Genomic DNA, 19220 nt, shown 5'->3' with positions numbered 1-19220 from the left:
CGCTAGGGCGCAAGCTCGGCAGCGCGCGACAGCGCTGCCGAGAGCCCCTTGAGGGAAATCCGCATCGCAACGGCGTCGCCGGTAGCAAGATTGGTCGCGGCAAGCCGAAGGGCCGTGCCCGATTTTATCGTCTCGACCGCATGCGCATCGAACTTGACCGGAACGAGGCAGCCGCCGGGAAGGCAGGTTGAAAACTCGAACTGCGTTGCCTGGGCTGCCTCATCCACCGTGACCGTCACGCCGCGCGACAGTGCAAGGCCGAAAGGCACCAGCAGGGCGCCATCCAAACGGCCCCGGCCGACATTGCGCAGTTCCGCCGTCAGCATCTGCTGGCTTTTGTCTCCCTTGGTCTGAACCTGGCGAACCACGCAGCCGGTCACGCCGTTCTGCGCGCGGCAGGCGACAACCCAGTCGTCAAAATTTTCAAGGAGAAAGGGAACGCCACCGGGCAATTCGGCAGCTATGGCCCCGCCCGGTGCTGCAAGGCTTACCAGCAGCGCCATAGATATCAGGCACACGAGCAACAGATGCTGGCGCAGGAGGCGGGAGAGCGCCTGGCGCCCGGACAAAAGCGTTCTGAAGAATGTCATCATGACGGCCCGCAGCTTGGAACGCCGAAAAGGCGCACGGATATTGCGGTTGCCGTTCGCATGCCCGAAGGCCTGCTTCAAGTCCCTGAAAGCCGCCGGGGATGCGGAAAACGGAATTTTCCCTGGCCGTCTGAAGTCATGCCCGTTCGGAAGGCCATGCTGTGATCAATAAGGGTCCTGGAGGCCCTCAGTTGTCGTTGACGGCGCGCGGTCGCCGGGCGATCTGGCCAACCACCTGCTCGATCATTTCCTCGGTCAGGTCGAAGCCGCGGCGGGAACCTTCCTGGATGAACATCGACATGAAGGTCGGCAGGTCCGGGGCGCTGGCAAGCTGCGACATCGTCAACGGATCACGCCGAACCGCGCCATAAAGCTCGATGACTGTGTTGGACATGCCTTTTCCCTCCGCAATGCCATTCACGCCGCGGTTGTCATGGCGGCCCCGTGTATAGTTCACGACCAGTATATGGCATGGAGATGGAAACGCTCGCAATCCGATTTAATCAACGATGAGATATTGTATAGAGTAACGATTTAGTCATAATTTCGACGGCAAGCCTCGAAAACATGACAATAACTATCTTTATAATTTTCCTTCTGAAGGTTTAGTCCTTTGGGCGATACAGTCGTTTTGGCCATGTCGTTACTTTGTTACAATCTTATCGATGGTGGTGTGTGCAGGGACAGCTGCGGCGACGACTATGCAAGGGATTGCACCTGCAGGGATAGTGCTCGAGCACCCGTCTGCCGGATGCGAAAAGGCCGCCCCGGTCCGTCAACCGGGGCGGCCCAATTGGCTGGCGGCGCGCTATCAGGCGGCCAGCTGTTCCGGAGACTTTGCTCCGGTCATGAAGGCGACCGCATCCGACATCGTGTAATCCTTCGGATCGATGACGGTGAGGCGACGGCCGAGGCGGTGGATGTGAATCCGGTCCGCCACTTCAAAGACATGCGGCATGTTGTGCGAAATGAGCACGATCGGAATGCCGCGCGAGCGCACGTCGAGGATCAGTTCCAGCACGCGCCGGCTTTCCTTCACGCCGAGTGCGGCCGTCGGTTCATCAAGGATAATGACTTTCGAGCCGAAGGCCGCCGCGCGCGCCACGGCGACGCCCTGACGCTGGCCGCCGGACAGCGTTTCCACCGCCTGGTTGATGTTCTGGATGGTCATCAGGCCGAGTTCGGAGAGCTTTTCGCGGGCGAACTTTTCCATGGCCGGGCGATCGAGCGAGCGGAAGACGCTGCCCATGATGCCAGGCTTGCGGATCTCGCGCCCGAGAAACATGTTGTCGGCGATCGAGAGCGCCGGCGAGAGTGCCAGGTTCTGGTAGACGGTCTCGATGCCGGACTTGCGCGCCTCGATCGGCGAGCGGAAGTTGACCGTCTTGCCCTCAAGCGTGATTTCGCCGTCATCGGGATGGATGGCACCGGAAATCGCCTTGATCAGCGAGGATTTGCCCGCGCCGTTGTCGCCGATGACCGCCAGGATTTCGCCGGGATAGAGGTCGAAATCCGCCCGGTCGAGGGCCGTTACCTTGCCGTAGCGCTTGACGAGGCCACGGGCCGAAAGAATGGGTTCGAGAGCCATTAGCCTGCTACCTTTCTGATCCACTGGTCGATGGCGACAGCTGCAATGATCAGCACGCCGATCATGAGATAGGTCCACTGCGGGTCGGTGCCGATGAGGCGAAGGCCAAGCGCAAAGACGCCGACGATGAGAGCGCCGAACAGCATGCCCATGATCGAGCCGCGTCCGCCGAACAGGGAGAGGCCCCCGATGACCACGGCCGTGATGGATTCTATGTTGGCGAACTGGCCAGCGGTGGGCGAAACGGAGCCGATGCGGCCGATCAGCGCCCAGCCGCCAAGCGCACAGATGAGGCCGGACAGCGTGTAGACGGAGACCAGCATCTTCTTGACGTTGACGCCGGCAAGCTCTGCTGCATCCGGATCGTCACCCACGGCATAAAGATGCCGGCCCCAGGCGGTGCGGTTCAGCACATACCAGAGAATGGCAACCAACACGACGAGCGCGAGCACGCCATAGGTGAACACGGCGCCGCCGAGGCGCAGGTTCTGGCCGAAAAACTGCAGGAGCGGCGCCTTGGCTTCGAGGTCCTGCGAGCGGATCGTCTCGTTGGCGGAATAGAGGAAGTTGGTGGCCAGGACGATCTGCCACATGCCGAGCGTGACGATGAAGGGCGGCAGTTTCACCCGCGCCACCAGAACGCCGTTGATGAAGCCGCAGATCGCGCCCGTGGCAAAGCCGGCCAGGATCGCAAGCGGCGTCGGGATGCCGTAGTTGACGGCAAACTGGCCCATGATCACCGACGACAGCACCATGATGGCGCCGACCGACAGGTCGATGCCGGCGGTCAGGATGATCAGCGTCTGGGCGGCCCCGATAATGCCGGTAATGGCCACCTGCTGCAGGATGAGCGTCAGGGTGAAGGCCGAAAAGAATTTCGAGCCGAGGATCGAACCGAAGACCGCCACCGACAGAAGAAGAACGATCAGCGGCACGGCGGCCGGGCTGGAATGCAGGAAGTGCTGGAACTTCTGCAGCGGCGTCTTGTCGTTGCCGTCGAACTGCGCAACCTGCGTGGCGCTTCCGGACAATACGGTTTCGTATTCGAGATGGGGTTTCTTGCTGGCGGCTTGTGGCTCGCTCATTGATTTTCCTCCCTATTGCCTCTCCCGAGGATGCGAGGGCCGACCGGAGGAATGACATCCTGCGGCATGTCGGCGATGAAATGGATACTTTCAATCGTCAGCGAAGCGACCGGGCCGCGTTTGCGCGGTTGGCGGCTTGTCAGAAGGGCGGCCTGTCGCCGCCCTTCCTCTTTGGCAATCAAGAGTGGTTCAGGATCAACCCCAGCACTTGGCCGTGCCTTCCTTGGTGTCGATCGAAGGAACGCCGGTGGCCGGCTTGTCGGTCACGAGCGAAACGCCGGTGTCGAAGAAGTTCTTGCCGGCGGTCGGCTTCGGCTTTTCACCGCTGTCGGCGAACTTCTTGATGGCTTCGATGCCGAGGGCTGCCATCAGCAGCGGATACTGCTGCGATGTCGCACCGATGATGCCTTCCTTGACGTTCTTGACGCCCGGGCAGCCACCGTCGACGGAGACGATCAGCACGTCCTTCTGCTTGCCGACAGCCTTCAGCGCTTCATAGGCGCCGGCAGCGGCCGGTTCGTTGATGGTGTGCACCACGTTGATGTTGGGGTTCTTCTGGAGAAGGTTTTCCATGGCCGTGCGGCCGCCTTCTTCATTGCCGTTGGTGATGTCATGGCCCACGATGCGCGGGTCGCTTTCATCGCCGATCTTGTTCGGATCCTTGGGGTCGATGCCGAAGCCGATCATGAAGCCCTGGTCGCGCATGACGTCGACGGACGGCTGGGCCGGCGTCAGGTCAAGGAAGGCAACCTTGGCATCCTTTGCCTTGGCGCCGAGCGTTGCGGCGGCCCACTGGCCGATCAGCTTGCCGGCGAGCAGGTTGTCGGTGGCAAAGGTTGCGTCGGCTGCGGTGATCGGGTCGAGGGGCGTGTCGAGGGCGATGACGAGAACGCCGGCGTCACGGGCCTGCTTGACGGCAGGAACGATGCCGGCGGTATCGGAGGCGGTCAGCAGAATGCCCTTTGCGCCGTCTGCAATGCAGGTTTCGATCGCTGCGACCTGGCTTTCGGAATCACCGTCGATCTTGCCGGCATAGGACTTCAGCGTCACGCCGAGTTCCTTGGCCTTGGCTGTGGCACCTTCCTTCATCTTGACGAAGAAGGGGTTGGTATCCGTCTTGGTGATCAGGCAGGCCGAAACGCCGGCAGCCGATGCCGGAGCGGCGAAGACGACGCCCATGGCAAGCGTTGCGAAAGCGGCGGTAATGATGCTCTTTTTCATTGGGGCTCCTCCCAGAGTGTAAGCGCTGATGGCCAGGCAACGGACCAGATCGAGTGACCAGACGCCTCCTCCAAGTCGCCCGTGCCTTCACAGCCGCATTAAGATCAAAACCCGATGTGCCTGTCAATAATTAATTCCGATTGATTTATTAATTCGCGCTGCTACTTTCTTGTGCGAGGAGACTGGGTACCTTAGGGAGGGGTAGCCATGACAAATCATGAATATCAGCCTCCGGGATCGCCACCGTCCGTTCCGTTTGCGGGGGGATCCAATCAGGTACGCGTGCGTGCCCACAATGAGCGGCTCGTGCTGTCGCTCGTGCGTCTGCACGGCTCCATGTCGAAGGCAGACATTACCCGTCGCACGGGCCTTTCGGCGCAGACCGTGTCGGTCATCATGCGGGCGCTCGAAAAGGAAGGCCTGCTTCTGCGTGGGGATCCTGTACGCGGCAGGGTCGGCCAGCCGTCCATCCCGATGCGGCTCAACCCGGATGCGGTCTTTTCCTTCGGCGTCAAGATCGGCCGGCGCAGCGCCGACGTCGTGCTCATGGATTTCGTCGGCAAGATCCGCCGACGCGTGCGCCAGATCTATGCCTATCCGCGCCCCGATGAAATCATGTCCATCATCCTCACCGGCATCGACAGTATCGAGGCGCAGATGAGCGAGGCCGAGCGGGCGCAGATTGCCGGCGTCGGCATCGCAGCCCCCTTCGAATTGTGGAACTGGGCCGAGGAAGTCGGCGCCCCGCCGGGTGCCATGGACGCCTGGCGCCAGTTCGACCTGCATGCGCAGGCTTCCGCAAAGATCCGTCATCCTGTCTATCTGCAGAACGATGCCACCAGCGCCTGCGGTGCAGAACTCGTCTTCGGCGTCGGCCCGTCCTATCCGGATTTCGTCTATTTCTTCATCGGCTCCTTCATCGGAGGCGGTATCGTGCTGAATTCCGAGGTATTCTCCGGCCGCAGCGGCACGGCCGGGGCGCTCGGGCCATTGCCGGTGCGCGGCGGGCAGGGCGAAAACCGCCAGCTTCTCGACATTGCCTCGATCTTCGTCCTCGAAAAACTGCTGCTGGAGCGCGGTATCGATCCGCAGCCGCTGTGGTATTCGGCCGATGAATGGATCGACTTCGGCGAGCCGCTCGACATCTGGATCCGCGATACGGCCGATGCGCTGGCGCAGGCCATCGTCGCGGCCGCCTCCGTCATCGATTTCGGAGCGGCCGTCATCGATGGCGGCTTTCCGCCCTGGGTGCGCGCCCGCATCGTCAAGGCCACGGTGGCAGCCGTCGCAAGGCTCGATCTGCAGGGCGTCATCATTCCCGATATCATCGAAGGCGCAGTCGGCGCGCAGGCGCGCGCCATTGGCGGTGCAAGCCTGCCGATCTTTGCCCGTTACCTCACCGATCAAAGCATATTGTTCAAGGAGCTTTCCTAACATGCTGAAAGGCATCAATCCGATCCTCAGCCCCGATCTTCTGGCGACGCTTCGGGCCATGGGTCACGGCGATGAGATTGCCATCGTTGACGGAAACTATCCGGGACTGGAGCATGCAAAGCGGCTGGTCCGTCTGGATGGCCATGGGCTGATTGCCGTTCTCGATGCCGTTCTCTCCGTTCTGCCGATCGATGATTTCGTGTCCGAAGCAATCTTCCGCTCGACGGTCGGCAAGGATCGCGATGCACTCGACCCGGTCCATCAGGAACTCATTGCCTGCTGCAAGCGGCATGAGCCGAAGCAGCCGGTGGTGCCGCTCCTCGGGCCTGATTTTTATCCGCGGGTGAAGGCGGCGCATACGGTGGTGCAGACCAGCGAGCCGCGCCTTTATGCCAATGTCATCCTGCGCAAGGGCGTCATCTATCCATGAGGGCCGGGGAGGCGCTGCTGCACTGGCGGACCGGCAGCAGCGCCCCCAAGATGCAAGCGGACAAGCCCGGGCTCTGACGATGGCGCCTTGGCTTCCCGTGAAATTGCCAGTGCGGCGGAAGTCTGATAGGGGAGTATAACACTCAACTTTTCAGCCGCCGCCCATGACCTTCCAACCCCGGATGTCCAACACGATCGAGGGCTTTTCGCTCGGCAAGGGCGTTGCCCGTCGCGTCTGGAACGGGCTGGTCGCCGATGTATGGGATGTGGAGTGCGCGCCTTATGCCGGCGGCCATTATGTCGCCTCCGATCCCCGCCTCTTCATCCTGCTCGATCTGCAGGGCACGGGTCGGCCAGTGGTGCGCAGCGGTAAGGGCCGGAAGGGCGAGTTGCAGAACCCGCAAAGCTCGCCGATCTCCTACGTGCCGGCCGGCATGGATCTGTGGGTGGATTTCACCGGCATCCGCACCCTTCGCCACCTCGACATTCACTTCGATGCCGAAACCATCTGCCGCCGGCTGACGGATGATCTCGACCCGCGCCGGCTGGATGATCCGAAGCTGCTGTTCTTCGATGAGCGCGCCATGAGCCTTGCGCGGCTGATCGCCGCCGAATGCCTCAATCCGCAGCCGCTGCATGATCTCTATGGCGATGGGCTGGCGCTCTCGCTGATCATTGCGGTGCTGAACCTCGATAAGGTGGAGCGGCGCAAGCGCAGCGCATTGGCTCCCTGGCAGCTGCGGCGCGCCACCGATTATCTCGACGCCCATTGCCTGCGCACGGTGCGGCTCGATGAACTGGCGGATCTGACAGGCCTTTCCGCCTCGCAGTTTTCCCATTCCTTCAAGGCATCCACCGGGCTCGCACCGCACCAGTGGCAGATGCGCGAGCGGCTGGCGCGCGCCAAGGCGATGCTTGCGGAAAAGGATCTTCCCCTCAATGCGGTTGCGGTGGAAATCGGTTTTGCCGATCAGGCGCATTTCACGCGCGTCTTCCGCCAGTATCTCGGCACCACGCCGGCGAAGTGGCGAAAAGCACACAGTTGACGGGCTGCGGGGGCTCTGCCGGACGTGCCGGCGATGTTTGCCCAAGAATGTTCAATTTTTCGTCCTGCAGGCAAGCATCGGTCTATAATTTGAGTTACGCGCTCATCTTATCAAGTGGGGTTGTCGGACCCCGGAACGAGACGTGGGGGCGCGCGCGACAATGATGACAACGAGGAACAGGCACGGTTACGCCACGCTGCTGGCCGGGATTGCGGCAGGCAGCCTCTTCGCCGCCATGCCGGCGCTGGCCGAGCCGGCAATCGAGCTGGACCCGGTGCTGGTGCAGGGCCAGTCGGCGGAGGGGACTGGGGCCAACGGCCCGGTTCAGGGTTACGTGGCGAAAAAATCCGCGACCGGTGCGAAGACCGCCGGTGATATTTCCGCCATTCCCCAGTCGGTCTCCGTCGTCGGACGCGACGAATTGAACGATCGCGGCATCACCAACAAGGTGGACGAGGCGCTGGCCTATACGGCGGGCGTGCTGTCGGCGCCCTTCGGTGCTGATGCCGATACGGACTGGGTCTATATCCGCGGCTTCGATGCCACGCAGACCGGCGTGTTCTACGACGGTCTCAATCTCTATGCCTATGGTTTCGGCGGCTTTCAGACCGACCCTTACATGCTGGAGCGCATCGAGGTGCTGAAGGGGCCGGCCTCGGTCCTCTATGGAGGCGCCAATGCCGGCGGCATGGTCAACCTCGTGCGCAAGCGGCCGACCGATGAACCGCTCTACGAGACCGAGACCGGCATCAATTCCAATGGCAATGCCTTCTTCGGCTTCGATCTCTCCGACAAACTCGGCTCCAGCGAGACCATGACCTATCGTCTGACCGGCAAGATTGCTGGCGGCGACAATTATTCGGATTTCTCGCACGACCTGCGCGGCTTCGTAATGCCGCAGCTGACGATTTCCCCTGACGAGGCCACCAAGCTGACCGTCTGGGGCTCGTTCGCAGCCCTCGATGAGCTGCATGTGGGCGGCGGATTCTTTCCCTATTACGGTACCGTCGAATCCGTAGCCGGCTTCGGCAAGATCAAGCGCGATGCATTTTACGGCGAACCTGATGTCGACACCGGCGTCTATAACCAGGAAATGGTCGGCTATGAGGTCGAGCACGAATTCGACAGCGGCTGGAAGGTCTCGCAGAACGCCCGTTACGGCCATCTCTACAAGCACGAGAACGCGCCCTATCTCTATGGCTGGTATGATATCAGCAGCCTGCAGCTGAACCGTATCGGCTTTGAGCAGACCTCCAAGGTGAATACCTTCCTAATCGATAACCGCCTGGAGGGCACGGTCGACACCGGGCCGCTGGAGCACGGCCTGCTGTTCGGCCTCGATTACAAATATTACCAGCTGTCCAACGACCAGGCCGCGACCACGATCAATCCGATCAGCGCCACCGATCCGGTCTATGGCCTGCCGCAGCTGGCCAACAATTCCTACAGCAACCAGCTGATCACCCAGAAGCAGGTCGGCATCTATGCGCAGGATCAGATCCGCTTCGGCGGCGGATGGCTGGTGACGCTGAACGGCCGCTACGACCACGTGGAAACCACCACCGACAACGGCCCGACCTACTGGGCGCCGACGCAGGACTTCACCTACAGCTACAGCAAGAGCGCCGCCAGCGGTCGCGCCGGTCTCGCCTACGAGTTCGACAACGGGCTGACGCCCTATGTCAGCGTGGCGAGCTTCTTCAACCCGGTGATCGCCGTCAGCAGCACACCGGACAACAAGCCGGAAGAGGGAGAGCAGTACGAAGTCGGCGTCAAATACGAGCCGCACTTTATCGACGGCCTGTTCACGGCCTCGCTGTTCGATCTCACCAAGCGCAATGTGGTGGTGACGGACCCGGGCACCTTCCTCTCCAGCCAGATTGGCGAGGTGCAGTCGCGCGGTGTGGAGCTGGAAGGCAAGGTGAACCTCAATGACAACTGGAAGCTGCTCGGCTCCTTCACCTATACCGATCTCGAGGTGAAGAAGGATATTGTAGCCGCCTATGTCGGCAAGAGCCCCTATCTGGTGCCTGACGTGCAGGCCTCGCTGTGGCTGGATTACGCAGTGCCGGTGCCGGCGCTTGAGGGCTTGAGCATCGGCGGTGGTGTCCGCTATCGCGGTGAAAGCTGGGCGGACCGGGAAAATACGCTGAAGGTGCCGGATGCCACCGTCTTCGACGCAGCACTGCGCTACAAGAAGAATGGCTGGGAAGGCTCGATCAACGTCGCCAACCTGTTCGACAAGGTCTATGTCAGCGGCTGCGCCGGCGCTGCCACCTGCGGCTATGGCGACGCGCGCACGGTGACCGTCAAGCTCAGCAAGAGCTGGTAGGTCGTAAAAACCTCCCGACATGTCCGAAATAGAACAAGGCCGGCGGAGCGATCCGCCGGCCTTGCTGTTGATGCGGTCTGGTAATGCTTAACGGAACAGGCTTGGCAGCCAGAGCGAGAGCGCCGGGATGTAGGTGACGAGCATCAGCACGGCGATGCTGGCGCCGAAGAAGGGCCAGATCGTGCGCATGGCCTCGCGAATACTGATGCCCCCCACCGCGCAGCCGACGAAGAGGACGGTGCCGACCGGCGGGGTATTGAGGCCGATGCCGGCGTTCAGGATCATCACCACGCCGAAATGCACGGGATCGACGCCGAAGGCCTTGACCACCGGCAGCAGCACTGGTGTCGAGATGATCACCATTGGCGCCATGTCCATGAAGGTGCCGAGAAGAAGCAGGATTACGTTGATGACAAGCAGCACGATGATCGGATTGTCGGAAATCGCCCCGATGGCGCCGATCATCAGCTGCTGCACCTGCAGGAACGCCATCAGCCAGGCAAAGGCGGCCGCGGTGCCGATGACGAGCAGCACCATCGCGGTGGTGCGCACCGCTCCCATCACCGCCTCGACAAAACCGTGCCAGTCGAGTTCGCGATAGACCAGCATGGCGACGAGGAAGGCATAGAGAACGGCGATGCACGAGCTTTCCGTTGCCGTGAACACGCCCGAGCGAACGCCGCCGAAGATGATGGCGATGAGAAGAATGCCCGGAAAGGCCGAGACGAGATAATAGGCGACCTTGGAAAAGCCGGGGAACGGTTCTGAGGGATAACCCCGGCGCACGGCAACGACATAGGCCGTGATCATCAGCGCTGCCGCAAGCAGGATGCCGGGAATGATGCCGGCGGTGAAGAGATCGGCGACCGAGACATTGCCGCCGGCTGCGATCGAATAGAGGATCATGTTGTGCGAGGGCGGGATCATCAGGGCGATGATCGCGGCATTGACCGTGACGTTGACGGCGTAGCCACGGTCATAGCCGCGGGCTGCCATCTGCGGGATCATCAGGCCGCCGACAGCCGAGGCATCGGCGACGGCCGAGCCCGAAATGCCGCCGAAGAGCGTGGAGGCGACGATGTTGACCTGGCCGAGCCCGCCGCGCAGATGCCCGACAATGCCGGCTGCAAAGCGGATGAGACGGGCGGCAATGCCGCCGCGCACCATGAGGTCGCCGGCAAAGATGAAGAACGGGATGGCCATCATGGCAAACACGTTCATGCCGGAATTCAGCTGCTGGAAGACGACGATGGGCGGCAGGCCCATGTAAAGGATCGTGGCGACCGAAGCGATGCCAAGGCAGAACGCGATCGGCATGCCGATCAGCATCAGGATGGTGAAGGAACCGAACAGGATCGTATAGGCCATCAGACAACCTCCGCCACGTCGGCATGGGCCGCGATTTCTTCGCCCAGCGCCACGTCGATGAAACGCTCGGCGGCAAACAGCGCAATCATCGCGCCACCGACGATCAGCGGGAAAAAGTCTACGCCGCCCGGCCAGCCGAGAACCGGAATGGTGGCCGTCCAGGTGCCTTTTGCCAGCAGGACGCCGTAATAGGCCATGGCGATGCCGAACAGGGTCACCAGGCCGAGGCTGACGAGATCCATGGTCTTCTGCACGGAGACGGGCATGGAGTAGCGCAGGATATCGAGCCCCAGATGCACGCTTTCGCGCACGCCGACGGCAGCGCCCAGCATGATGAACCAGGACATCAGGTAGAGTGACAGCGGCTCCGACCAGCTCGGCGAATCATTGAGCACATAGCGGGCAAACACCTGCCAGCCGACGATCACCGTCATGGCAATGATGCCGGCGCCGGCGATATAGAGGGATGAACGGCTCAGCGCCGTCAGGCTTGGCCGAATGGCCTGCATCAGTTTTCTCATGTCCCGCGGATCCTTCTCGGCCTGTCCCGTGGACAGGCGTGCATGAAAAAGGGCCGGCAGGTTTTTCCCTGCCGGCCCCGATTTCTGCTAGTGCACGGCCTGGATGCGCTCGAGCAGGCCCTTCAGCTTTTCGTCGGTGACAAACTTGTCGTAGACCGGCTTCATGGCGGCAGAAAACTCCGACTTGTCCACCTTGATGACGTTGACGCCGGCAGCCCGCACCTTCTCTTCGGACGTCTTTTCACGTGCCGTCCACAGTTCGCGCATCTTGACGGTGGATTCCTTGGCGGCTTGGCGAACGATCTTCTGGTCTTCCGGCTTCAGCTTGTCCCAGCTGATCTTGGACATCACGAGGATTTCCGGATTCAGCGAGTGTTCCGTCAGCGTGTAGTTCTTGGCCACTTCGAAGTGACGCGCCGATTCGTAAGACGGCCAGTTGTTTTCAGCGCCATCGACCACGCCGGTTTCCAGCGAGGAATAAACTTCGCCCATGGGCATCGGCGTCGGGTTGGCACCAAAGGCCTGCATCATGGCGATCCAGAGGTCGGATTGCTGGACGCGGATCTTCATGCCCTTGAGGTCGGCAAGCTTTCCGATCGGCTTTTTGGTGGTGTAGAAGGAGCGCGCGCCGGAATCGTAATAGGTCAGGCCGATCAAGCCGTGCTGTTCGAAGGCGGCAAGGATTTCGTCGCCGATCGGACCGTCGACCGTCTTGTGCATGTGTTCCGTCGAGCGGAACAGGAAGGGCATGCCCAGAACGACGGTTTCCTTGACGAGGTTGTTGAAGGGGGCCGCATTGACGCGGTTGAGATCGATGACGCCGAAGCGGGTCTGTTCGATCGTATCCTTTTCGGAGCCGAGTACGGCGCTTGGCATGACCTGCACCTTGATGCGGCCATTGGTGCGCTCGGAAATCAGCTGCCCCATGAATTTGACCGCCTCGACCGTCGGATAACCGTCGGGGTGGATGTCGGCGGAACGCAGGCTGATTTCCTGCGCCTGGGCAGCAAGGGTAGTGCTGAAGGCAAGGCCGAGGGCAAGCCCCAGGATCTTCGTCAGTTTCATGTTATCCTCCGCTTGGTGAAACGCCCGAGCCTCCTGCTCCGGCGGCAGTCTTTATGCAGTCGCCTCCCGGAATGCGGGAAGGGCGAACAACTCCTCCGGGTTGTCGACAAGGGCGCGCTGAAGCGCCGCCTCGTCGGGTAGCCAGCTCAGAACGGTCTCCAGCAGCTCGGCGTCGTCGGGATAATCCTTCTGCTCGCGCGCCAGGTTGTGCGGCCAGTTGGTGCCCCAGACGATGCGCTCCGGCGCATGGGCGGCAAGCAGCCGGGCAATGGCTGCCACGTCTTCATAGGCAGGGCCGCCGCTCTTTGAACTTTCATAGACGCCGGCAAACTTGAACCAGCAATTTCCGGCATCGATCAGCCGCTGTGTGACGGCCACCTGCGGGCTGTCCGGCGTCACGCCGGCGAAAAACTTGCCGTGATGGTCGAAGACCCAGCGGGACTTGAGCGCCGCCAGGCGCGTTTCGTGCTCCAGGATCTTGCTGCCGTCGAACTGGATGGCGAGCATCAGGCCGCGGGCATATGCTTTGGCATCCAGCGTTTCAAGGGCGGAAAGATCGGTTGCGCCACCCGGCAGGTCCATGATGCGAAGGCCGACGACGCCGGCCTGTTGCAACTGGTCCAGCTCCGCATCGGAAACACCGGCGCCGACGGCTGCAACGCCGCGGGCCACGTCACCCATTTCGGCAAGGCAGGCGATGATATTTGAATTATCACGTTGCTGGGCATTGCCCTGCGTGATGATGACGCGGTCGATGCCGAGCCAGGCCATCAGCTGGCGATACTGCGCAGGCGTCGGCAGATCGCCGGCGGGAAGCCCCGGGCCGCCCGGCAGCGCCGGATAGCCAGGCAGATACATGTGCATTTGCGCGTCGACGCTGCCCCGCGGCAGGGAGATGGCCGGTTCTCGTCCAGACAGCGGGCGCACCAGCATCAGGCGTCTCCCATCTTGAACTCGGCGAGCGCCGCGCGGTTGATCTCGATGCCGAGGCCGGGGCCATCTGGAATGGTCACCACGCCGTTCACATGCTCGATCGGCGTCTTCACGATCGCCTGCCGGAACGGGTTGTCGGTGCGGTCGAATTCCAGGATGGGCTCGATCGGGTTGACGCGCACCGGGCTTGGCACCATGGCCGCCATGAACTGCAGGGCAGCGGCAATGTGTACCGCCGTTCCCCAGACATGCGGCACGACGCGCACGCCATGAAGTGCCGCCAGATCCGCCACGCGCTTGGCTTCGGTAAAGCCCCCGACACCGGCCAGATCCGGCTGCAGGATATCGACGCAGCGTGTCTCCACCGGCTCTTTCATGCCCCAGCGCGTGTGCCAGGTTTCGCCGCCGGCAACCGGGATCGGCTGGCGGGCGCGCACTTCGCGATAGGCGGCCAGCTGTTCCGGCACCACCGGTTCCTCGAACCAGTCGAGGTTGAGTTCGGCAGCCGCCTGGCCGAAGCGAATGGCCTCCACCGCATCATAGCCGTGATTGGCATCGACCATGATGCGCATGTCGGAACCCACCGCTTCGCGGGCGGCGCGCACCACGCGCAGATCCTCTTCGACGCCAAAGCCGATCTTGATCTTGGTGGCGTGAAAGCCTTCCGACCAGTAGCGCGCCACATCGCGCGCATTGTCCTCGACGCGGTCGACGCCATCCCGCTTGAAGCTGCCTGTGGCATAGGCCTTGACGCTTTCGCGAAAGCGACCGCCAAGCAGGATGGAAATCGGCGCGCCAAAATGCTTGCCCTTGATATCCCACAGCGCCATGTCGATGCCGGAAAGGGCGGTCACGGTGAGGCCGCGCTGGCCCTGGTCGCGCAGGGCATTATAAAGCCGCGCGCAGATCTTTTCGGTTTCGAGCGGGTTTTCGCCGATCAGCCAGTTGGCATAGGCCGCCACAACGGCAGCGTTCGGACGCGCCGGCCCGAGGCATTCGCCCCAGCCGGTCGTTCCGTCGGCGCATTCGATTTCCACCAGAACATGCGCACGCCGGTCAAAGCGCATGGACGCGCTTTCAAAGGCGACATCGAGCCTGTGTTCCAGAAGATGTGTGCGAACCGCGACGATTTTCATCCTAGCGCTTCCAGGGGCCGATGAGGTTCAGCAGCATGTCTTCTTCCTCGCGGGTCAGGTCATCGAGCGGCGGGCGAACTTTACCCGCATCAAAGCCCTGCAGGCGCACGCCGGCCTTGATGGCGGCCACCGCATAGCCCTTGCGGCGATTGCGAATGGCCATGAAGGGATAGAAGAAATCGCGCAGGATCTCTTCGCACCGCTCGCGGTTACCGGCGCGCAGTGCCTTGTAGAATTCCACCGCAAGACCGGGCACGAAGTTGAACACGGCAGACGAATAGGTGGTGAAGCCGGCGCCGAGATAGGCTTCGGCAAAGAGTTCTGCCGTCGGCATGCCGCCGAGATAGGTCAGCCGATCGCCCATGGTGGCGGTGACCTGGCGCACGAGGCCGATATCGCCGGTGCCGTCCTTGAAGCCGACGAGGTTCGGGCATTCGTCACACAGGCGCTTCAGGGTGTCGACGGAGAGAACGGAATTGTCGCGGTTGTAGACCATGACGCCGATGCCGACGGACTGGCAGATCTTCTTGACGTGCTGGTAAAGGCCTTCCTGCGGCGCATCGATGAGATAATGCGGCAGAAGCAGGATGCCATCGGCGCCTGCCTTTTCGACGGACTTTGCCAGTTCCACGCCGACATGGCTGCCGAAGCCGCAGCCGGACACGATGGCGGTATCGCCGGCGGCTTCCTTGGCGGCGGCGACGATGCCTGGAATTTCATCGGGAGACAGCGAGAAGAACTCGCCGGTGCCGCCTGCGGCAAACAGAACGGGGGCATCATACCCCGACAGCCACTCGACATGGCGGCGATAGCTTTCCGGCTGGAACTGGCCTTCCGCATCAAAATGGGTCACGGGGAAGGACAGAAGGCCAGCGCCAAGCGCCGCCTTGATCTCTTGTGGCGTCATGATGGTATTTCCTCTGTGGACGTTCCTCCGCTATTTGTCGTACATGTTGGGTATACATGTGTCAATAATTTATCTGACGAATTGCCTTTGCTCGCGCAGAAGCGCCCGATAGCGGGCCTGGCTGCCGCGCAAATGGCGGCGCATCGCCTCGCGGGCGGCTTCTTCGTCGCCTGCCGAGATCGCAATGACGATCGCGCTGTGCTCATCCGTGATGAGCTTGATATAGGCTGCCTGGTCCGCCTCGCTCTCCTCGTTGCGCAGGGCGGCGCGCGGGATGACGCTCTTGCCGATCATCGACAGGAAATCCCGGAAGCGGGCATTGTTGGTGGCCTCGGCAATGGCCAGATGCAGGGCGAAATCCGCGTCGCTGGTCGGCTTTCCGGCTTCAAGGCCCGCCTGCACCGCGTAATGACAGTCAAGGATGATCTCCTCCTGTGCCGGTGAGCGGCGCACGGCGGCAAGGCCCGCCGCCTCCACCTCCACGGCGGTGCGCAGCTCAAGGAACTCGATGACGGAGGAAACCCGGGCATGGTCGATGTTTTCGATCGACATCGGGCTTGGCGTCAGGGGGCCTGGCGGGTCGAGCACGAAGACGCCCGCGCCCTGGCGGGCTTCGACAAGCTTGTCGGCGCGAAGGGCCGCGATGGCCTCGCGCACGACGGTGCGGCTCACCCCATGCGTTTCGCCGAGTTGCGCCTCGCTTGGCAGCTTGCTGCCCGGCGCAAACTGGCCCGCTAGAATGGCCTGGCGCAACGTATCGCCAAGCTTTGCCGCAAGCGTGACGGAGCCGCCGCCGGCTCTTTCCTTGGTGGTCGTGCTCATCCGTGCCCCTTTCGTGAGATTGCCGGTGATCCCGCAGTGCTGCCTGTCTGAGATATCTGTACCGTGTTGACGACCGGCTGCCAACATGTATGATAAATTTCATGGCAGGGTTACAAGTCCGTCCCGAGCGCCATCCAGGGAGGTTTTATTGAAACGACTGTTGATCACCGGCGCGGCCGGGGCGCTTGGCCGGGCCATGCGCACGCGGCTCGCACCGCTTGCCGAAACGCTGCGTCTGTCCGACATCAGCGATCTGGGCACAGCCAGCGAAAACGAAGAGCTTGTGCAGTGTGATCTGGGCGATGCCGATGCGGTCCACCGGCTGGTCGAAGGGTGCGATGGCATCGTGCATCTCGGTGGCATTTCGGTCGAGGACAAGTTTTCGAAGATCCTCAATGCCAACCTGCTCGGGCTCTTCAACCTCTATGAAGCCGCCCGCGCCAACGGCCATCCGCGCATTCTGTTTGCCAGCTCCAACCACACGGTCGGCTTTTACCGGCAGGACCAGCATATCGATGCGACGGCACCGATGCGGCCTGACGGGCTTTATGGCGTGTCGAAATGTTTTGGCGAGGCGCTCGCCCGCATGTATTTCGAAAAATTCGGCCAGGAAACCGCGCTGGTGCGCATCGGCAGCTGCATGGAAAAACCCAGCAACCACCGCATGCTGGCGACCTGGATGTCCTATGACGATTTCCGCTCGATGATCGAATGCATCTTCCGCGCGCCCATGCTGGGCTGCCCGATCATCTGGGGTGTGTCCAACAATGACAGCCGCTGGTGGGACAATTCCCATGCGGCCTATCTCGGCTGGAAGCCGAAGGACAATGCCGAGCATTTCCGCGCCGAACTGGATGCGACGCTTGGCAAGCAGGACCCGGCGGCACCGCTCAATGTCTATCAGGGCGGCAATTTCGTGAAGGACCCGATCTTCCCGGAAACCTGACGCCTTCAGCGCATGTCAGCCTGTGTCCCCATTCCCGCGCAACTGCCCGCGCCGGAATGCCGGCGATCAATCCTCGGAGTAGCGCTGCTCGGCCCAGGGGTCGCCGCGCAGGTGATAGCCGTTCTTTTCCCAGAAACCGGGCCTGTCCTCGCGGATGAACTCGATCCGCGTCAGCCACTTGGCGCTTTTCCAGAAGTAGAGATGCGGCACCACAAGCCGCATCGGGCCGCCATGCTCGCGGCTGATCGGCTCTCCCTCCCAGTGCGTTGCCAGAAGCGCGTCGGCGGCGGCGAAATCGGAGAGAAGAAGGTTCGTCGTATAGCCGTCGAAACTCGTCAGCATCACCGCATTTGCCTCCGGCGTCGGGTGGACGAGATCGAGCAGGTCGCCCACCATCACGCCCTGCCAGCGGTTGTCGTAGCGAGACCAGGTGGTGACGCAGTGAATGTCGGAGAGCGACTGGCTCTGCGGCAAAGACAGAAAGCCTGCCCAGTCCAGCGTCAGGGTGTTTTCCACCGCGCCGCGCACATCCAGCCGCCATTGCAGTTCGGAAATCTGCGGTTGCTGGCCAAGATCCAGCACGGGCCAGTTTTTGACGAGATGCTGGCCGGGCGGCAGGCGGTCGGTCTCCGGCCGGCTGATGCGCCCAGTCAGAAACCGCCCTTCGGCGGCCCATTTGCGCTTGGTATTCGTCAGCTTCGTGGCTTGCGGGTCTGACGTCTCGTCCGCCATGGGGGTGATCCTTGTCTCTGTTGTGTCCAGAAAACGGTGGCCTTTGCCGATCGTTCCGGGTTTGACCTTCGGACACGCGGCTTGAATGTGCCTGCTCCCGGAACGGCTGTCCAGTCGAAGAGAGAGCAACGCGAATGGCTGTATTTCCAGAAATATAACGCTGGCGATTTGCGGCGAATGCGATATGTTTTGACAAATATATCCATAGGAGACGCCATGCCGACCCGCCGCCAGTGCCTTGCCAGCCTCCTTTCAGCCTTTGCCGCTCTCGGCTTCACCTGCCTTTCGGCGACCGCTCCGGCTTTGGCCGCGGAAAAGATCACCGTCTTTGCCGCCGCCAGCATGAAGAACGCGCTGGATGCGGCCAATGCCGCTTACCGCGCGGATACGGGCGTCGAGGTGACCACCTCCTATGCGGCAAGTTCGGCGCTTGCCAAACAGATCGAAGCGGGTGCGCCGGCCGATGTGTTCATTTCGGCCGATCTCGACTGGATGGATTATCTCGCCGGCAAGCAATTGATCGCACCCGACACGCGCAGCAACCTCGTCGGAAACCGCATCGTTCTTGTGGCGCCGAAGGAGAAGGCAAAGCCGGTCGATATCAGGCCCGGCTTCGATCTTGCCGAATTGCTGGGCGACAGTCGCCTGGCCATGGGGTCTGTCGACAGCGTTCCGGCCGGTAAATACGGCAAGGCGGCGCTGGAAAAGCTTGGCGTCTGGAGCACCGTCGCGTCAAAGGTTGCGGGCGCTGAAAATGTCCGCGGCGCGCTGGCGCTGGTGTCGCGCGGGGAAGCGGCCTATGGCATCGTCTACCAGACGGATGCGGCGGCCGATCCGGGCGTTTCAATCGTCGGCACTTTTCCGCAGGATACGCATCCGCCGATCATCTATCCGGTCGCAGCACTCAGCGAGTCGAGTAACCCCTCCGTCGCCGCCTATCTCGATTTCCTCAAATCACCAAAGGCTGCGCCATTTTTCCAGTCGCAGGGCTTTGCCTTTCTGAAGTAGGGTGAAGCTGCAGGCGACGTGCCGTTGTCATTGCCGGATGTGTTGCAGGTGCCGGAT

The 19220-nt window shown here is 62.0% G+C and carries 19 protein-coding genes; 6 read left to right on the top strand and 13 right to left on the bottom strand.

What is annotated here, in order from left to right:
• Positions 1-2: 2 nt before the first annotated feature.
• The 5 genes from J2858_RS17060 to J2858_RS17040 all read right to left on the bottom strand — a co-directional run bounded on the left by J2858_RS17060 (position 3) and on the right by J2858_RS17040 (position 4484).
• Positions 3-593 (bottom strand): invasion associated locus B family protein, encoded by a 591-nt coding sequence (locus tag J2858_RS17060; protein WP_245366382.1) that lies wholly within the window; start codon positions 591-593, stop codon positions 3-5.
• 184 nt (positions 594-777) lie between these two features.
• Positions 778-984: a hypothetical protein gene (locus J2858_RS17055; protein ID WP_210106014.1), complete on the bottom strand. Its 207-nt coding sequence runs from the start codon at positions 982-984 to the stop codon at positions 778-780.
• A gap of 417 nt (positions 985-1401) precedes the next feature.
• Positions 1402-2178, bottom strand: a complete 777-nt coding sequence (locus J2858_RS17050) for an ATP-binding cassette domain-containing protein (protein ID WP_210106013.1) — start codon at positions 2176-2178, stop codon at positions 1402-1404.
• Positions 2178-3263, bottom strand: a complete 1086-nt coding sequence (locus J2858_RS17045; protein WP_210106012.1) for an ABC transporter permease — start codon at positions 3261-3263, stop codon at positions 2178-2180. Before J2858_RS17045 ends, J2858_RS17050 begins: the two co-directional genes overlap by 1 nt.
• A 195-nt stretch (positions 3264-3458) precedes the next feature.
• A complete protein-coding gene (locus J2858_RS17040) occupies positions 3459-4484 on the bottom strand; it encodes a sugar ABC transporter substrate-binding protein (RefSeq protein WP_210106011.1) in 1026 nt (341 codons plus the stop codon).
• 207 nt (positions 4485-4691) lie between these two features.
• On the opposite strand from J2858_RS17040, the gene J2858_RS17035 reads away from it, so the two are divergent.
• The 4 genes from J2858_RS17035 to J2858_RS17020 all read left to right on the top strand — a co-directional run bounded on the left by J2858_RS17035 (position 4692) and on the right by J2858_RS17020 (position 9725).
• Positions 4692-5918 (top strand): ROK family transcriptional regulator, encoded by a 1227-nt coding sequence (locus J2858_RS17035; RefSeq protein WP_210106010.1) that lies wholly within the window; start codon positions 4692-4694, stop codon positions 5916-5918.
• 1 nt (position 5919) lies between these two features.
• Entirely contained in the window at positions 5920-6348 is a 429-nt protein-coding gene (locus J2858_RS17030) for an RbsD/FucU family protein (protein WP_210106009.1), read from the top strand.
• A gap of 163 nt (positions 6349-6511) precedes the next feature.
• Positions 6512-7393 (top strand): helix-turn-helix domain-containing protein, encoded by an 882-nt coding sequence (locus tag J2858_RS17025; RefSeq protein WP_210106008.1) that lies wholly within the window; start codon positions 6512-6514, stop codon positions 7391-7393.
• Between the two features lie 160 nt (positions 7394-7553).
• On the top strand, positions 7554-9725 hold the full coding sequence (locus J2858_RS17020) for a TonB-dependent siderophore receptor (protein ID WP_210106007.1): 2172 nt from the start codon (positions 7554-7556) through the stop codon (positions 9723-9725).
• Between the two features lie 87 nt (positions 9726-9812).
• Here the strand turns inward: J2858_RS17020 and J2858_RS17015 are convergent, their stop codons facing one another.
• From J2858_RS17015 to J2858_RS16985, 7 genes are all read right to left on the bottom strand, one after another.
• Positions 9813-11093 (bottom strand): TRAP transporter large permease, encoded by a 1281-nt coding sequence (locus J2858_RS17015; RefSeq protein ID WP_210106006.1) that lies wholly within the window; start codon positions 11091-11093, stop codon positions 9813-9815.
• Entirely contained in the window at positions 11093-11614 is a 522-nt protein-coding gene (locus J2858_RS17010; protein WP_210106005.1) for a TRAP transporter small permease, read from the bottom strand. The genes J2858_RS17015 and J2858_RS17010 overlap by 1 nt, the downstream gene beginning before the upstream one ends.
• Positions 11615-11701: 87 nt before the next feature.
• Positions 11702-12679, bottom strand: a complete 978-nt coding sequence (locus J2858_RS17005; RefSeq protein ID WP_210106004.1) for a TRAP transporter substrate-binding protein — start codon at positions 12677-12679, stop codon at positions 11702-11704.
• Between the two features lie 51 nt (positions 12680-12730).
• The gene (locus J2858_RS17000) at positions 12731-13612 is read right to left on the bottom strand and encodes an amidohydrolase family protein (protein ID WP_210106003.1); all 882 of its coding nucleotides are present in this window, start codon (positions 13610-13612) and stop codon (positions 12731-12733) included.
• The gene (locus tag J2858_RS16995; RefSeq protein ID WP_210106002.1) at positions 13612-14748 is read right to left on the bottom strand and encodes a mandelate racemase/muconate lactonizing enzyme family protein; all 1137 of its coding nucleotides are present in this window, start codon (positions 14746-14748) and stop codon (positions 13612-13614) included. Before J2858_RS16995 ends, J2858_RS17000 begins: the two co-directional genes overlap by 1 nt.
• A gap of 1 nt (position 14749) precedes the next feature.
• Entirely contained in the window at positions 14750-15655 is a 906-nt protein-coding gene (gene kdgD / locus J2858_RS16990; RefSeq protein WP_210106001.1) for a 5-dehydro-4-deoxyglucarate dehydratase, read from the bottom strand.
• Positions 15656-15724: 69 nt separating this feature from the next.
• Positions 15725-16477, bottom strand: a complete 753-nt coding sequence (locus J2858_RS16985; protein ID WP_210106000.1) for a FadR/GntR family transcriptional regulator — start codon at positions 16475-16477, stop codon at positions 15725-15727.
• A 148-nt stretch (positions 16478-16625) separates the two neighbouring features.
• Here J2858_RS16985 and J2858_RS16980 point away from each other — a divergent pair, with 148 nt between their 5' ends.
• Positions 16626-17423: an NAD-dependent epimerase/dehydratase family protein gene (locus J2858_RS16980; RefSeq protein ID WP_210105999.1), complete on the top strand. Its 798-nt coding sequence runs from the start codon at positions 16626-16628 to the stop codon at positions 17421-17423.
• Between the two features lie 66 nt (positions 17424-17489).
• Here the strand turns inward: J2858_RS16980 and J2858_RS16975 are convergent, their stop codons facing one another.
• Complete coding sequence (locus J2858_RS16975) at positions 17490-18155, bottom strand: sulfite oxidase-like oxidoreductase (RefSeq protein ID WP_210105998.1); 666 nt, start codon at positions 18153-18155, stop codon at positions 17490-17492.
• Between the two features lie 216 nt (positions 18156-18371).
• Here J2858_RS16975 and modA point away from each other — a divergent pair, with 216 nt between their 5' ends.
• A complete protein-coding gene (gene modA / locus J2858_RS16970) occupies positions 18372-19163 on the top strand; it encodes a molybdate ABC transporter substrate-binding protein (RefSeq protein WP_210105997.1) in 792 nt (263 codons plus the stop codon).
• Positions 19164-19220: the final 57 nt, after the last annotated feature.

Origin of the sequence: Neorhizobium galegae, assembly GCF_017877135.1 — a bacterium.
GTDB classification, from domain to species: domain Bacteria; phylum Pseudomonadota; class Alphaproteobacteria; order Rhizobiales; family Rhizobiaceae; genus Neorhizobium; species Neorhizobium galegae_A.
This window is presented reverse-complemented; position numbering and strand designations above follow the sequence as displayed.